Annotated in this window: 8 protein-coding genes; 2 read left to right on the plus strand and 6 right to left on the minus strand. The window is 49.4% G+C overall.

The window, feature by feature from the left end:
* Positions 1 to 31: 31 nt before the first annotated feature.
* Positions 32 to 979, minus strand: a complete 948-nt coding sequence (locus tag AB5Y90_RS07365; RefSeq protein ID WP_019706001.1) for an IS30-like element ISAs2 family transposase — start codon at positions 977 to 979, stop codon at positions 32 to 34.
* Positions 980 to 1,137: 158 nt separating this feature from the next.
* Here AB5Y90_RS07365 and AB5Y90_RS07370 point away from each other — a divergent pair, with 158 nt between their 5' ends.
* Positions 1,138 to 2,142 (plus strand): tetratricopeptide repeat protein, encoded by a 1,005-nt coding sequence (locus AB5Y90_RS07370; RefSeq protein WP_368166750.1) that lies wholly within the window; start codon positions 1,138 to 1,140, stop codon positions 2,140 to 2,142.
* Positions 2,143 to 2,445: 303 nt separating this feature from the next.
* Here AB5Y90_RS07370 and AB5Y90_RS07375 read toward each other — a convergent pair whose 3' ends face one another.
* The 5 genes from AB5Y90_RS07375 to AB5Y90_RS07395 form a co-directional block, all read right to left on the minus strand.
* The gene (locus tag AB5Y90_RS07375; protein ID WP_368166751.1) at positions 2,446 to 5,511 is read right to left on the minus strand and encodes a type III restriction-modification system endonuclease; all 3,066 of its coding nucleotides are present in this window, start codon (positions 5,509 to 5,511) and stop codon (positions 2,446 to 2,448) included.
* Between the two features lie 71 nt (positions 5,512 to 5,582).
* The gene (locus AB5Y90_RS07380) at positions 5,583 to 7,550 is read right to left on the minus strand and encodes a site-specific DNA-methyltransferase (protein ID WP_368166752.1); all 1,968 of its coding nucleotides are present in this window, start codon (positions 7,548 to 7,550) and stop codon (positions 5,583 to 5,585) included.
* Positions 7,551 to 7,617: 67 nt separating this feature from the next.
* Positions 7,618 to 10,326 carry an ATP-binding domain-containing protein gene (locus AB5Y90_RS07385; protein ID WP_368166753.1) on the minus strand — a complete coding sequence of 903 codons (2,709 nt, stop codon included), beginning with the start codon at positions 10,324 to 10,326 and terminating at the stop codon, positions 7,618 to 7,620.
* Complete coding sequence (locus AB5Y90_RS07390) at positions 10,323 to 11,057, minus strand: DUF4391 domain-containing protein (protein ID WP_368166754.1); 735 nt, start codon at positions 11,055 to 11,057, stop codon at positions 10,323 to 10,325. Before AB5Y90_RS07390 ends, AB5Y90_RS07385 begins: the two co-directional genes overlap by 4 nt.
* Entirely contained in the window at positions 11,054 to 14,347 is a 3,294-nt protein-coding gene (locus tag AB5Y90_RS07395) for an SNF2-related protein (RefSeq protein ID WP_368166755.1), read from the minus strand. The genes AB5Y90_RS07390 and AB5Y90_RS07395 overlap by 4 nt, the downstream gene beginning before the upstream one ends.
* Positions 14,348 to 15,334: 987 nt before the next feature.
* Between AB5Y90_RS07395 and AB5Y90_RS07400 the strand changes: the two genes are divergently transcribed.
* A partial coding sequence (locus AB5Y90_RS07400; RefSeq protein WP_368166602.1) for an ISAs1-like element ISAs1 family transposase occupies positions 15,335 to 16,361 on the plus strand: 1,027 nt, incomplete at its 3' end.

The following is a 16,361-nucleotide window of genomic DNA, read 5'->3' on the forward strand; positions in this document are numbered from 1 at the left end:
CGCGAATTCAACTTCGAAGTGCGACACTCGCCTATGCCGCCTGACGGTACTCTTCGAATACCTTGACAGGCTGCCTGAATCCGAGACATTTCCGAGGTCGTAGGTTGAGCCACTGCTCCGCTCTCCTGACATCCTCGTCCGTGACCTCTCTCAGGTCTGTTCCCTTTGGGATAAACTGCCTCAACAGCCCATTGCTGTTCTCGTTCAGACCGCGCTCCCACGAAGAGTAAGGGTGCGCAAAGTAAGTCTCGGCACCCAGCGCTTCCTCTATCGCCTTGTGTTCGGCAAACTCGCCGCCGTTGTCAAAGGTGATGGTATGCACCTGCTCGATGTAGGGCGTTAACATCTCGATTATCGCATCCCGCACCACCCCAGCCTGTTTGCTCGCGACCCGCTTGACCAGATAGAGCCGGCTCTTGCGCTCCACCAGGGTGACCAGTGCACCTGTGCCTTGCTTGCCCAGCACCGTGTCCGCCTCCCAATCACCGAGCCGCTCCCGGCTATCGACGATAGCCGGCCGTTCATCAATAGAGCGGGCTTCCTTGATGGGAGAACGCAGGCTGCTCGCCCCCTTGCGGTAGCGCTTGTGGCCCTGGCGCAGATGGCGGTACAACTGGCCACCCCGGGCTTTGTCGGCGGCCACATGGCGGTATATCCACTCGTGACTCACCATGAGGCCTATCTGCTTGCCCACCGCGCTTATCTGCTCCGGGCTCCACCACCAGGCGAGTGTCAGCTCGACAAACTGGATGACATCGGCAGATAGCCGAGATTTGGCCGCACTGGCCCGTCGGTGGGTGGCGTGCTGATGCGCATTGTCTGGCTGGTAGCCCTGCGGCCCGGCGTTACGACGCAGCTCCCGGTAGAGGGTGGAGCGATGAACGCCAATGGCGCGTGCGGTGGCAAGGATGGACATCCCCTGTGCGCGAAGCACCGATAACTGGTATCGTTGCCCCTCGGTCAACTGCTGATAGCTCATGGTGATACTGCTTTTACTTTGGCGAGCAGAAGGGTACCACCAATCAGCAGTTGGCCACCTCTCGCCATTCATCCATGAGTGTCGCACTTATTATCTGAATTCCCGAGGCCAGCATCATACTGTTAAATGAAGATGCGAACTGTAGCGATGGATTAGAGATGCTTGCATCTGCTGCATATGGAAACTATCCTGCCGCGAAATATTTACTATCTGTGAAAGAGATTTGTGATCTTTGGCCATTGCTGAATGACCATGAAAATTTTGAATTGTATAAAGATATATTTTTCAATGATATTAAAGATATAAGAAGTCAGCTTGATTATGCGTCTAAGCATGGAATAAAAAATGCCAATCTGCAATTGGCAAAATTGTATTGGAGTTGCTACCGGGCTGGTAAAATAGACATTGAACTTTGTGAGATATCTAGCCTGCTGTATTCTTGGGTTAGCGACTATACGTTATTGAAGTACACAGAAGTCCCTTATTGCACTTATTTAGATGACATATCTTTAGATGAGCTTATTTCGCTTGCTAAATCAGGTGATAGCAAGGCTCAATTTGTACTGGGGACTCACTATGCACAAGGGCGCATAGTTTCTCAAGATCTTGAAAAAGCTGAATTTTGGTATAGCCAATGTCTTGGTTCGGGAGAACCAGTAATTTTATGTCGTTTAGCATATATCTATCACATTGGTGATGGAGTAAATGCAGATATACATAAATGTAAAGAAATTATGGATTCCTACATTAGTCAATTCCCAAGTCTTTATGATGATGATATAAACTATCGACGTGGTTATATCGCACTACATCATGATAAGAACAAGGACGATGCAATTAAATCGTTTGAGTTGGCTTCTCGTAATGGTGTTCATTTAGGTGCAACATATAAACTTGCAAAAATGTATTTGAATGATAATGAGAAGTATGAAGATGGGGTTCATATGTTAATCTCCATTATAGGGAGAGGGGTAAGCGATCCTGGTGAGTGTAGTTTGCTAGCTCTTATTAATGGATACTCTGAAAATGCAAGAAGTGGTATTCGTGAAGATATCAATAAAAATGTTATAGCTCCTATCTTGGATGATGTGCTGTGTTTGCCTACAAGTTTCGAAAATGAAGTTAGTGATGCTGTAGGTTATTTATATCACATCGCTAATTAAATTCTCGATGTAATATTTGATATCAAAGTAAAAGGGCGCCATTCTCAGGTGCCCATTAATAACTATACCTGCTCAGTATACCTGGTTATAGGTATTTGAAATATGTTGGCTTTATAAATATTTGATAGTCAAAATACTTTTTTTAAATTTAAAGCGCAAGTCGATGCGCTGGCTATCGCCATATATTGGATTTTAATAAAACGACTGCTTCATAAATGAACAGCCACACTGATAATATCAGTCTGGCTGTTCATATTTATCAGTTCATCGGTCAGTAGAAGAAATCATACTCTGTGAACATCATCATTTCACTACTTCCATCAATTTCCCGAAACTATCTACAACATCGTATTTCACATTTTCCGGAGCGAAGCGGCGGTTCATTCCATCGAAGAACTTACGGGCGCATTTTATCTTGGTTTTTTCGATCTCTCGTAGGTCCATAGATGATATTGAGCCCTTAGTTTCGGCCACGAAGTAGATATGCTTGACTGCCCCCTCCTTGAATGAAATAGCCCAATCAGGGTTGTAGTCACCGACCGGAGTCGGGATCAAGAAGCCACGTGGCAGCTTGGCGTAGACTACTACTTCGTTACTGGTATCTAGTTCTTTGACAAATTCCCGTTCGATGTTGGAATCGGTCACCACGTAGTCGTAGATGTGCCTCCTTAGCTTCTCTCCGGCCTTACTAAAGTCCTGTTTGGTCTGGCCGGTAGTGAAGATATCCAATTCGAATTTGTCTTCAGTTGGGTCGTAGGTCAAGTGCTCAACAATTATCGTAGCTTTCTGTTCGTTGATGATTCGAACTGCCTCAGCAATAAAACTTTCTGGGTTGGTCTTGAATTGAGCAAGTACATCAGCATCGAGTCCCTTAAGCATCTGTGCGACAGTGCGCCGAGTGAGCTGCGTCCCCTCTGCTAATTTGCCGAGCAGGTCGTATTTCACCAGAGAATGGATAGACGTTTGGTTGGCCTGCGTTTCAGTACTCTTTAGTTTAAAAGCTGTACCTTCCTGAAGGCCATCATAGGTAACCGAGGCTATCTGCTCACCCTGTTGGATGGTGTATTGCAAAGGTGTGACCCTCAGGCCATCGGAGCCCTTGCTATTAAGTACAGCAATAGTTTTCTGCACCAACTCATCAGAATTGAAATCGACGCTATAGGCAGCTTTACGATTGATGCGCTCCCACAGAGCTTTAAACTCCTTCTTCTCAAAGTTTGCGTTGAGCGGGTTCTTCTTAGGTTTACGGTCATCACCAATATCAGGCAACTGGCTCTCGCTAAAGACACTGTCCACCAGTTTAAATACCTGCTCACCGAGCATGCTCAGGTCGTCTGGCAGCTTGGCCAAAGCATCATTTTTTTTGTCTTGGTGATACTTCTCGGTCACGTTGCGTTTCTTATCCACGTATCCGTTTTGTATCAGATAGAACTCAATATCGGCTGCTTGGTCTTCTGTGACGGTAATGGGGCCAGCTGCTGTTACTACTATCTTGCCGATGAAGAATGCCTTATCCGCAATACGTGGTCGCTCTGAAAGCGAATCGCTGATGTCCTTTTGCAGTGCAGCCACGAATTCTGTGTAGCTCTCACTGGCCACCACGGTCAGCACGTTCACATCGTGAACTGTGGACGGATGATCCATGCGGCTGCCATCCTGATTCACTGACAAACGCAAACCACGTCCTACTTCCTGGCGACGAGTGACGACATTGTTGTAATCCGGATGTTTTAGGAAACAGATCACAAAGACGTTGGGGTTGTCCCAACCCTCACGCAAGGCTGAGTGTGAGAAGATAAAACGTACCGGCTCAGCTAGTGACAAGAGCCGCTCCTTATCTTTGAGAATCAGATCGTAGGCATCTACATCATCGGACTGGCCCGCATTTTCACCGCGAGAAGCAACCTTGGAATCAACAGCGCGCTTGGTCTTCTTATCTATAGAGAAATAGCCGTTATGGGTCTTCTCTGCCTGAATGCCTTTCAGATAATCGGTGTAGGGGGTCTCATAGCGCAGCAGGTCTTTAAGATAGAGCGCATACTCTTCTTCAAAGATACGGGCATATACCCCTTTCTCATCGCTGGCACTGTAATCGCGATACTTGGCCACTTCGTCGATAAAGAAAAGTGTTAGGACCTTCACTCCCTTCTTGAACAGCACGATTTCTTTGTCGAAGTGGGCCTTAATGGCTTCGCGGATTTGAATGCGGCGCAGCGTCGTTTCATCCACATCGCCAATGGCATCGCCGACCGTCAGTTCGACACCATTGGTAAAGCTCAGAGTGTCAGCGTTGGCATTAATATCGGATACCACGAACCCATCCCGATACTGCTCAAGTTCATTAGACAGATCGAACAGGTTGTCGCCCTTACCCAACTTTCGAGTGACCCGCTTGATATCGCCACCGGCCAGTTTTTGCTCGAACTCCACAACAGCGACTGGCGGCTTTTGGCTGGAAATCTCAATGGACTGTAAATAAAGGTAAGCATTGGTACCAGCCAATCCTTTGACCGAGATACCGCGCACCGCAATCTTCTTCACCAGCTTCTGGTTATAGGCATCAAGCGCATCAAGACGATGGATCTTGTTGTGATTGGTCTTGTGGGTCGCGGAGTAACGCAGCACCATCAAGGGGTTAAAGTTAACCAGTGAGTCAAGGGTCTTACCACCCTCCATCTTTTGCGGCTCATCCAGGATCAGAATGGGACGATTGGCACTGATCACATCGATCGGGCGGCGCGACTGGAAATCATCCAGTACTTCGTAAATGCGGCGGTTATCCTTGCCGGTCGCATTGAACGCTTGTACGTTGATCACCATCACGTTGATACCTGCATCCGATGAGAAGCTCTCCAGATGATGCGGTTCTTTCGAGTTGTAGATAAAGAAGCGAGCCTTTTTCTGATAACTCTCCAAGAAGTGATCTGCTGTTATCTCAAGCGACTTAGCGACCCCTTCGCGAATGGCGATGCTGGGCACGACGATGATGAACTTGCTCCAGCCGTACTGCTTATTGAGCTCAAACATCGTCTTGATGTAGCAGTAGGTCTTGCCCGTACCGGTTTCCATCTCGATGTCGAGATTCAGATTGGCTACCTTGGTTTTGACCAAGGCGTCTGAAAGCGGCAAATTCTGAACTCGCTGCACCTGATGGATATTGTCCAGCAAGACAGTATCGTTAAGCATGAGATCGGCGTTCTTGAAGCCTCCCCCCACCGCGAAGAGATCATCCGTTCCTTTCTTGGCTTTACCGGGATCGATACGATAGCTCATGGCCGCAGCGGAGGCTGGAGGTTGCCCCTTAAATACGTCGATGACTGCCTGTACGGCCGCGGCTTGGTAAGGTTGGTGTTTGAATTTGAGCTTCATGCGATACCTTTCAAAAAAGTCTTGGGGCCATAGAGCCCCCCTCCAGTGCAGCCTGAATCATCACCAACACCTTAGATACACTTGACGTCGGTGGCGGGCGACAGCAGCTTGAAGATTTGCTCAACGTTGATCTTGACTGCACTGCTGTTAAAGCCTGAATCACGGAACACAACCCGCAGCGGCTGACGCTTGGCCAGTTCTTTCACAAACGCTTCATCGATACCGCCGTTGGCGTTGAAGCAAGCTGCTAGTGCCATCTGGGTGTCATTGCCATCGACAAACAACACCTCTTTGCCTTGGATTACCTCTCTGGTGATCGGTAAGGCCAAATCAACGCCCCAATCCAACATTACTTGGAACAGCAAATCTTCTGACGTCCGGTCCGGCTTGATGTTCTCCACAAAGAGATCGAGAGTAGCCATATCCAGCGTATCGGGTGTGTAGTAAACGTCGGCCATATTTGAGGAGTCGATCTTCAGGACGCGGAAGCCCATGCCCGTTGGACCTACTGCTAGGGCTATCTTCTTTCCAGCCTCCTGCAACCGCGTCTTGGTAATTTCTGCAATTGTAGCGTAGCCGGTTCGTCCGGTTTCCTCTGGGATCTGGGCTAAGATGAAGCGCCGCATAGACCCATGCACCTGATTCACCTTCATAACAGCGTGCCCTGTTGAGCCTGATCCTGCAAAGAAGTCAAGAATGATGTCGTCGGGTTTGGTGACCAGCTCGATCAACTCGGTCAGTACATCGGTGTTCTTCGGGAAAGGGAACCAGCCTTTTCCAACGAGCTCTTCAACCTCGAGCGTGGCAGAGCGTCCGTCGCGATAGAACACGGACGAGTACGGCTCGCTATCGATCTCAAACAAGTAACTCTTCCGCGTCGGGATCGTCGTCTCATCAGGGCCAAAGTGAATGCGTGGCGGGGTTTGGGCTAATGCCCATTTGGTCTTCTCTTCATCCCACCGCCAACCAGTTGACGGCTTCTTGCACGACTTCCCGGTGATCGGGTGAAAGATGTCGTGACGCGGCCGAGACTCGCGACCGTCATCCGGACCAGCAAAGTTATCCGCGAAGTACAGCCCACGGTCATCAGACCAGTTATAGTGTTTGTGGGCCTTGCGAGGATCGTCATTGGACAGTTGTTTGTACCAAGCCTGCATTTCGGCCCGGATAGCTGCGTGGTTGGCTCCCAAGCTGGTTCTTAGCTCAGCATACTTGGACAGCACCTGCTCGGCTCCTTCTTTGGGGCGCCGCCAGATTCCACTCGCAAGGACGGAGTCTTTGTCTCGGACGTAGCACAGGATGTATTCGTGGACTTTTGCGATGAGCTTTGAGTCACCCTTCTTGGAACGCTGCCAAACAATCTGACCTATGAAGCTTTTTTCTCCGAAAACCTCATCGCACACCTTGCGAAGGTTGCTGGCCTCGTTGTCGTCAATTGAAATGAATATCACGCCATCTTCTCGCAGCAAGTTGCGCGCTAGTTTCAGTCGAGGGTAGATCATACTTAACCAGTCGGAATGGAAACGTCCGTTTGCCTCGGTGTTCGAAACCAGTCGCCCCCCATCAGAGTCAGCTTGATTAGACTGTTGCAGATAGTCGCCGACATCTGTGCTGAAATCATCCTTATAGATGAAGTCTTTACCTGTGTTGTATGGTGGGTCGATGTAGATCATCTTGACCTTGCCCAGATAAGTCTCTTGCAACAGCTTTAGTGCATCGAGGTTATCCCCCTCGATAAACAGGTTCTTGGTGGTATCGAACTCCACGCTCTCATCACGGCAGGGGCGCAGCGTTTTTGCTATAGGGGCATTGGCTGTCAGCAGCGCTTCTCGTTTTCCTGGCCAGTTGAGGTGATAACGCTCCTGTGGCCCCTCGACGATCGAGTCAGCCAGCTCTTGACGAAGCTGGTCGAAGTCCACCGCCAGCTTAACAGCGCCATCCTTGCCTTGTGCCTCAGTCACGCAGCCCGGGAACAACTCACGCAGGCGAGCGATGTTTTCTTGGGTCATATTGGGGGAGTGCATTTTCATTTTTTCCATGTTTCTCTCTCTCGCCGTGCTTTCTTCCGAAACATGCTCGGCGTTTCAATTATTCAAGTTGTTCACGTCAGTCGCCTTGCTGCCAGCCTTGGCAAAAGTGCGCACGTAAGCTATCGATCGCGGATGGCAAAGCGCCCCAACAAGTCACTCCCAGATAGGTAGCTGCTCGAGTGGTACCGACATATAGGTATTTGTCGAACAGTGATGGGTGGAGTGTGGCGAGCTGGTCAATGCCGACAAAGAACACAGCCTCGAATTCCAGTCCTTTGATGTGCTTGATGTCGAATACGCGCACGTTACTTTCTTGTCCTACTGCCTGGCCCTCACGACATGCGAGCACAGGGATGTTGTGATCTGCCAAGGCAGTGTTGAGTGCTTCAGCCACCAGGGCAACCTCTGCCTCTGAGTTCACAAAAATGGCTGTGGATGGCAATGGCAATGGGTCGACAAAGCGATCAATTTCTCGAATGCGATCTGCTAACCAGGCAACCGTGGTTTCTATGTTGCTGGCGTGTTCTAGCAGTGTTGGTGCGACTCCTACGCAGTCCATGTGCATAGGCAAGCTAGCGTTTTGCTCGGGACCACCGACGGCACGGAGCATCGCGCTGGCCAGCTCGTTGAGCTGTTTGCTCTGCCGGTAGGAAACGGTTATCTCTTTGATATCAAAATCGGTGAATATCCACTTCAAGTCGTCAGAGGAGCGTGCACCCCAAGTGGTCAGACGCTGATTGAAGTCACCACAAGCAAAGAATGAGCGCAGCCGAGGGTGCGCCAGTGCCGCCATGCTCGCAAGCTGTATCGGTGAGAAGTCCGTCGCCTCATCCACTAGGATCTGGTTGCGATAATAACTCAAAATAGGCTTGAGTGATGACCATGCGGGACTGTCGATATCGCGCAGAACGTTGGGCCCACTAATAAGGCCGGTTGCCGCGCGCAAGATTGCGAGCAAGACGATATCCAATTCCAGCGGGTGGATATCGCGAGCTTCGAAGCCTTGGTGACGATACCAAGTGTTTGCCAGTTGGCGTTCGCGTCTGAATGCTCTGTAGCGCTTTGGGATACCGTCTAGGTAGCTTTTGACTGGATTGACGAAGCGGCGGGCACTTGCTTGCACTAGCAGACTAGCGCCCAGCTCGTCGCGATCCGCCTCCGTTAGCCCGCGATCCTCCAACCACTCAATAATTTTTCCGTTTCGGGATGTCTTGCTGAGAGTTCGCTGTGATGCTGCTGCCCGAGCTTGGGCTCGCACAGCTTGCATGTAAGCATTTAGTGCTGCTGCACTGCCAGTACGGGAGGCGGTGACATCCTCTTCCTCATCAGAATCTGGATCGTCCAAGTCCTCAAAATCAGTTACTTGTGCTTTATGTATGCTGTCAATCACGAGGCCTAATTCATCCAGGAATGCTCGGTTGCGATTGAGCTGAAGATTGAGGGCCCTCCTGATCTTGGCGTCGGAGCCTTCCTTCAGAGTGCTGACGAGTGCCTGTACTGTGGCAACCTCTGCAACCAATGAGCCGAAGATGGTAACTTTTGCCCCAGCGGCCGCCCGTGACAAGATATCTTGCAGACGAGCACCGAGATTCCGCACCTCAGTAGACTTGGCATGGTGTAGCTGGGTAGCAGCATTATGCAGCTCCTGTATATATACCTTGTGTTGCCAAGCGTCGAAATCATCAAACCATTGGATGGGACGCTCTACAGCGGCTTCGCTCAGGCTGAGTAATCCGTCTTTCAGGACAAAAGTACCGCCGCCAGAGGCTGTTCTGAGGACTCCAAATGCGTTTCGTGCCAGCTCGCGTCGATAGTCTTGCCATGTTCTGATGTGCAGGTCCGAGGCTGGTACACCTTCACGAGCAAAAGCTTCCTTGAGATATTGCTTGAGTAACTCGGTCGGCGTAAACATAAGCCAGCTGTTGGCGTGCGCTATGCCTTGGGCTGATGCGACAGCTTCCACCAAGCGGAGTTCATCTTCACCCAGAAAGGCCGTGTCGAGCTTTTGGCCTATGCGGCGGATCAGGGTTGTCGTTTTTCCTGTTCCTGGTGGTCCCAGAATCAGCAGGCGCTTGTCGAGAGGGAGGCGAAAAATCTCGTCTTGGTATTGATCTAGGATTGGCTGATCTCGTAACCCCATTTTAGTGATGACACTACGGCGGACGCCGTCGATGATGTTGGCCTTAGCTGTTTCCTCTGCCAGTAACTGGCCAATAATGTCTTCGGTTACATCCTCGCCCGCAACCTCGGTCAGCAAAGCACGCAGTGACTCGATAGTGAAAGGCCCAAAATGTTCGGCCTCAATGGTTGTGTCTTTAGAGTCCCATTCGTCATCGCGCAAATTGGGCCGGAGCTGGGTTCGCTCAAGAACTTGAACAACAGTACCATTGGGAAGCGTGAATTCTGTGCCAATTGCCAATGATGCCAATCGCCCAACAGGTGCACGGTAGCTGGCTAAAGTGGGAAAACCTGATACCGGTGTTGTACGGCATATGTAGTAGGTTTTCTCATTTCCATCTTCATCAACTACTACAACGCGGGCGATGGCCGGCTCAGCCATAAGTACTTGATAGCTGTCGCGGTTCGACTGACTGATGTTATCCATTTTTTGAATGGCGGAGCTGGATGTCATTGTGTTTATGTTCGCCAATGCATCAAAACCCTGTCGCCGTCCATCCCGCAGCTTGCGCTTGGCTGTTTCAGAAATGCTTGCCAGTTGCATCAACGCTTCGCCTGCGACCAGCTCGATGTGATTACGCGATTCCTCATTCAGGCTCTGCATCATGCATTACTCCTACCGGTCAGTTCTTCAAGTTCGATTTTTAGTTGCCGCAATTGCATATTGAGCTCTACCCGGCGGTTAAACTGTTTCTCTCGTGCCATACGAGCTTGGGCCTTATCAATCGCACGGCGCTTAGTTGCAACTTGTTCCACTCGGGCAATTAGATCGACCAGTGTCTCTTGTGATCGGGCTTTTAGTGGGAGCAAGCGTTGTAGCAATGCCTCGTATAGTACCGCCATATCAATACTCAGTGGCAGAGAAGAACGTTCTTCTGCCGCTGGTAACCAGTTGGTTGCAAAGTAATCTGATAGCACCCAATTGCTAGTGTCCATATTTCCACTCGCAATTCGGCCTGACATGGCCGGGCGTTTGTACGCAGCGACTACTTGGGTCTGCGCTTGTTCTCCTTCCCCCTGATGCAGCTCGAAGATGATGGGGAAAGGCACTACACCGTCGATACAGCGCAACACATCTTGGTGCAATTCTGAAGTTTTAAGTTGAATGGTGAATACTTGGATTTCAGGAACTGCTGAGCGGGACGGCAGATTGATGGTGTCCGGCGCTAGCTTGTATTGCCAGATGATCTGCTCTACTTGTTCGACGAACAACTCTTTGAGCCGGGCGTTCGCTCTGCTGTGTTCGTAGATCTTGTTTTTTGGCAACACACGGCCAAACGCGGCCTGTTTGGGGTAAGCAATTAGGGCGGGATGCTGACAGCTGGCGTTTGGGTTCATTGCTCCTCCTGGATAACGAGGAAACTGATGAGCTCGAAGTCATCCAGACCGGAGATGGTATTGGTCAGTGCCGTGGTCTTGCCACCCGCAAAGAGGCTGTCTAAATCTTTCTCTTCCTTTACCTCGATCATTGAGCGAATGGATGAGCCCAGAAGGTCAGAATAAGCCTGCATCTTACGCCCATCGGCAGTATTTTGATTGAAACGCTCACACACTGCCGCTATAGGGTGATCCTGCCCTTTACAGCAGGTTCTAACCAGATCGAGCAGGCGCTTGATTTCGGTATGATCGTGGACGACCTCTCCTTTGCTATCGATGTACACGAGGTAGTAGGGATGTAACCTATTGTGCTGATTAATGCCAATATCAGTGTTGCGATTGCGCAGCGTGAAAATCACCCCGGGTCGGAGCCCCATGTTGGGATTGGCAGGCACGACGGCGTGCATCCCACTCGGTACATTACTTAAGTCACCGTGGGATTTGATGTAGTTGAGCAAGTCCATCCGAAAATCGTTGAGACCCAGATCGGTAATGGATACACCGGTCTTCAACTCTTCCAGTTCGATCACCTCTTCTTGCAACCGACGCAATTGTTCCTTGCGATATGATACATCGTTGGCTTGTGCTGAGAGGACGTTGTCGTCCCCTGTTGCAGTCACATCGGCAATCATCATACGGCTTTCAACGCGCTCTTTGAGGTTGATGTATTCATCAAGCGAGATATCGGGCCAATAGTTTACCAACTGGATGCAACGGTTCTGTGAACCAATCCGATCTACCCGGCCAAAGCGCTGAATGATACGTACCGGGTTCCAGTGAATGTCGTAGTTGATAAGGTAGTCGCAATCTTGCAGGTTTTGTCCTTCCGAGATGCAGTCTGTGCCTATCAGCAGATCCACCTCGGCAGGTTCGTCTGGCATCACTACCGCTTTTTCCTTGGACCGTGGCGAAAATAGGGTTAGCAGTTCCTGAAAGTCATAGTTGCGTCGTTGTCCGCCGTGCTTAATGGTAGATTGAGGTGCACCTTTGCCAGTCACTTTGGCGGTGTGAATCGTGAAACGGGCAAGCATCTCGGGCGCAATGTTGGCGTATAGATAGTCGGCGGTGTCAGCAAACGCTGAGAAGATAAGAACTTTTCTGTTGCCGGGATTAATGGGGTTGGCGATCTTATCCAGCAGGTGTGCCTTAAGATGTTGTAGCTTGACATCGTTCTCAGGCGTGATCTTGCCCATTTCATCCAATAACACACTAATGATCTGCACATCCCGCTTGAGTTCATGTTCCCAGGAGAGCAGGTCCATATCCGCAAGACTGATCTTGACCTTGCCGCCGATTTCCCCGGCTTCCTCGCTCAGTGCCGGCAGTTCGTCTTCTTCGGCATCCAGTCTATCCAGGAGGTCGGTAAGGTCTCCCACAGTTGCAACTGCGCCAGTTCGGTTGAATGCTGCAATTCGGGCGAGCATGGCATCGTGGTTGCTCCGCAGTGATTGGAGCGTCAACCGGAAAGACTCTACTGAGCTCTCCAGCCGTTTGAGCAGATTCACTGTCATCAATGCCTGTAGGCCTTGTTCTCGCCCAACCAGACTTAGGTTGCCATGCTTACCACCAGATTGATCATTATACCGGTCAATGTATTTCTGGACTCTGCTTGGCAACAGGTAAGCGGCTGGTGTGTAGATGGCCAACTTAAGTTGAGAAAGTTGCTCGAATATCTCGTTGAAGCCCAATACGTCTGGGATATCAGTCAACTGGCAACGGAACGATAAAGGCTTGAGTCGTTCAGGGAATTGGCCGATGTCTTTGGTATCGTAGAAGGTTTGGATATGTTTGCGTGAGCGAGCAATGGTGACACTATCGAGCAACTCGAAAAAGTCGAAATCCAGCGAGTCCAAAATGGCCCGTGCGGTGCGCTTTTCGGGTGGCAGTGTTGACCACGCATTGAAGACTTTTTGGGCATTACGGAAGATCTCTTCCACTGATTTGCTAGTACGCAGTTTCTTACTGAGATTTTCAGAGTCGCCTTCGTAGGCCAATGCTAGCTGGTTGCGGAGATCTGCAAAGTGGTTGTTGACCGGTGTGGCCGACAACATCAACACCTTGGTCTTCACCCCCTCTCTAATCACTTTACGCATTAGCTTCTGGTAGCGTGTTTCCTTTTCTTTATATGCATCGTTGTTACGAAAATTATGCGATTCATCGATAACAACGAGATCGTAGTTGCCCCAGTTGACTCGATTCAGTGACGTACCGAAAGACTCACCACTGGTTCGGGACAGATCGGTGTGGCATAAAACGTCGTAGTTGAAGCGATCTCGAGCGAAGAGGTTGGTCTTCAGGTTGCGGTTGTAATTGAGCCAGTTATCGGCCAGTTTTTTTGGACACAAAACCAGCACAGAGCGGTTACGCAGCTCGTAATATTTGATGACGGCCAATGCTGTGAATGTTTTCCCAAGTCCAACGCTGTCGGCAAGGATGCAGCCGCTGTAGGTCTCCAGCTTGTTGATGATCCCGGTGGCCGCGTCTTTCTGATAGTTGAACAGCTTGTTCCAAACTAGGGTGTCCTGATAACCGGTGCGATCATTAGGCAGTACATCTTCATCAATATCGTCAAGGAACTCGTTGAAGATGTTATACAGCATTAAGAAGTAGATGCTCTCAGGTGAATTTTCCTGATACACCGATGCCATATGCTCACAAATCTGGGCTGTTACATCCTCTAGTTGCTCAGGATCATTCCAAATCTGGTTGAACAGACCGAGATACGTGGTCGTAAAAGGGGCTTCATCCATTTTGTTGACCAAGTTGGATACAGCATTGCCCTGCTGGTAACCCAAATCAACCGCCGTGAAACCATGTAAGGGCATATAAGCCGTATCTGTATCCTTGGTTTGAACACAGGCAAACTGCTGCATTGGCGCTTTAGTACGGTTACTTTTGAACACCGCTTTGCGCCTAATCCAATCAGCACACTCCTTGGCGACAGCTCGTTGGGTTAGCTTGTTGCGTAGCTGGATTTCAAACTCGCTGCCATACAGACTCCGCTCCCTGTCGTGTTTGGGGATGTGGAACTCTTTTCGTTCTTTACGGATTTTGTCCGTGACCTCGTTGGCAACAAAGGTGGGTGAAGTAAAGATGAACTCCAGTTCGTCAATTGCCTCAAGTTCTGCTTTCAATGCCTCAAAGGCGTACATCGAAAAGCATGTCGCTGCGATCTTCAGCCGAGCTCCAGGTCTGAGGGTTTGTTTAAGATCGTCACCGAGCAAACGGTTAATATTATCGATCAGCTCCATCAGCCCTTCCTTTAGACGTTGTATTACTCTGATTATGGAAATCCATTGCCCTAGCGAGTTCCTGCTTTCATATAGAAGGTAAACTTATCCTTGGTATGGATATCATCTTCTGGTTTACCATCGACTAACTGCAAGCTATAAGAAACTAACCTTACCAAAGACAGCTAATTATTTCATAGATAGATTATGTAGGCTAGTCACCAACTCATTGTTAATACTAATAATTATAAAATTGAGAACACACTCCACTATTGGTGACCGAGATTCAGTTTGCGATTGGGAACTACAGGCAGAACAATCTGACCATCAAATTTGATTTACCTCAATGCAACATAACTGCTGTTGTGCCAGCAGTGGAGCATAGGTTACAGAGGCTATATATTACATAGGGTTACTGTGATACCCCTTAGTCACACAGCACATAATGCACACCAATTACTATTGGTGGGATTATACGAGTAACTGACAGCTATAACTCTCTCTGAGCAAGGTCCCGTGATGGGACGAAAATATTTGTTGCATAAATCTATGTGACTATGGTTGTTAAAAATGCTTTCTATTGCACACGGAGAGGTATCATGAATAATAAGACAAAGAAACCGTACATTTGAATAGTGACAATTATGAAATATCTTATGAGCCTCAGATGATAAGTATGGCCTACTTCTCGCGAAGCGAGGAATTCACCTACTTATTACCTATCTATAAATCAATCGTAGTTCGGTTCGGGCTACGCCTTTGAGTTTTGCACCACAGTGGTGCATCCACACCAGTTACAATAAATCGCGTCAAAGATCGTTCTTGTCACTAGCTCCTCATACTACATCGCAGTGTAGTGACCAACTGGTTTTGTATCGCATCGGCTATTCAGATAGAGCTCTTGCCACCCCTCAAAATTATTCAGGGCGGGATCGCACTTTGTTAATGAAATTTGAACAGGCAGATCGTCTGTGATCTAATCGCGTCTCCATGCAGGAGGCACGCGCTATGACGTTGATTGAACACCTTACCCTTGTCGAAGAAACTCGCTCTGAGATCAATCGTAAACATAACCTGGTTGATGTCATGTTCCTTGTCATCAGTGCCATCATGAGTGGTGCCGAGGGCTGGAATGACATCGAAACCTATGGCGATTCAAAGATCGATTGGCTCCGTCAGCATCGCCCCTTTGCCAACGGCATCCCGCGGCGTCACACGGTTGCCCGCATTCTGCGCTGCATTGTCATCGATACCTTGCTTGAAGCGTTGCTGTGCTGGGTCAATGAACAGCGCACTCATCAGGGCAAACCCATCATTGCCTTTGATGGCAAGGTGTTACGCGGCTCCTTTCGGGGAAATGCCAAGGATGCGCTTCAGTTGGTCACGGCTTACGATACCGAAAATGGGCTGGTGTTAAGCCAGAAAGCAACCCCTAACAAGAAGGGGGAAATCGAAACCGTCAAAGATATGCTGGACATTCTTGAGCTAAAAGGAGCCGTTGTCACACTCGATGCGTTGCATTGTCAGCGTGAGACACTGGAGAAAATCAGCGAGAAGAAGGCTCATGTAGTGGTACAGGTCAAGAATAATCAACCGAAGCTGTATCAAGCGGTTCAATCGCAATTCCAGTCACTGTTTGACGCCCAGAAAGAGAAGATTGTCGTCGAGCACAAAGAGAGTGGACATGGCCGCCAGGAAGAGCGTTATGTGTTTCAATTAAAAGCCAAATTACCGCCAGAGTTGACGGAGAAATGGCCGACAATCCGCAGCATCATTGCCGTTGAGCGTCACCGCAGCGCCAACGGAAAAGGAACGGTAGATACCTCTTACTATGTCAGCTCGTTATCCCCCAAGCACAAGCTGCTAGGGCACTATATACGGCAGCACTGGCGGATAGAGAACAGCCAGCATTACATTCTTGATGTGGTGTTCAACGAGGATGCTTCCAGGATAGCGATGGAGGATGCGGTCGAGAATATGGCGCTATTCCGGCGGTTCGTATTGAATATCGTAAAACAGAGCAATTGTGGTGCTC

It is taken from the genome of Aeromonas sp. R4-1, from assembly GCF_040908325.1.
Taxonomy (GTDB): Bacteria; Pseudomonadota; Gammaproteobacteria; order Enterobacterales; family Aeromonadaceae; genus Aeromonas; species Aeromonas veronii.

Excerpts from the sequence above, each read along its gene's own strand:
- AB5Y90_RS07385 (WP_368166753.1), bottom strand. The coding sequence starts at position 10,326 with ATGATGCAGAGCCTGAATGAGGAATCGCGTAATCACATCGAGCTGGTC.
- AB5Y90_RS07375 (WP_368166751.1), bottom strand. The coding sequence starts at position 5,511 with ATGAAGCTCAAATTCAAACACCAACCTTACCAAGCCGCGGCCGTACAG.
- AB5Y90_RS07380 (WP_368166752.1), bottom strand. The coding sequence starts at position 7,550 with ATGGAAAAAATGAAAATGCACTCCCCCAATATGACCCAAGAAAACATC.
- AB5Y90_RS07365 (WP_019706001.1), bottom strand. The coding sequence starts at position 979 with ATGAGCTATCAGCAGTTGACCGAGGGGCAACGATACCAGTTATCGGTG.
- AB5Y90_RS07395 (WP_368166755.1), bottom strand. The coding sequence starts at position 14,347 with ATGGAGCTGATCGATAATATTAACCGTTTGCTCGGTGACGATCTTAAA.
- AB5Y90_RS07390 (WP_368166754.1), bottom strand. The coding sequence starts at position 11,057 with ATGAACCCAAACGCCAGCTGTCAGCATCCCGCCCTAATTGCTTACCCC.
- AB5Y90_RS07370 (WP_368166750.1), top strand. The coding sequence starts at position 1,138 with ATGCTTGCATCTGCTGCATATGGAAACTATCCTGCCGCGAAATATTTA.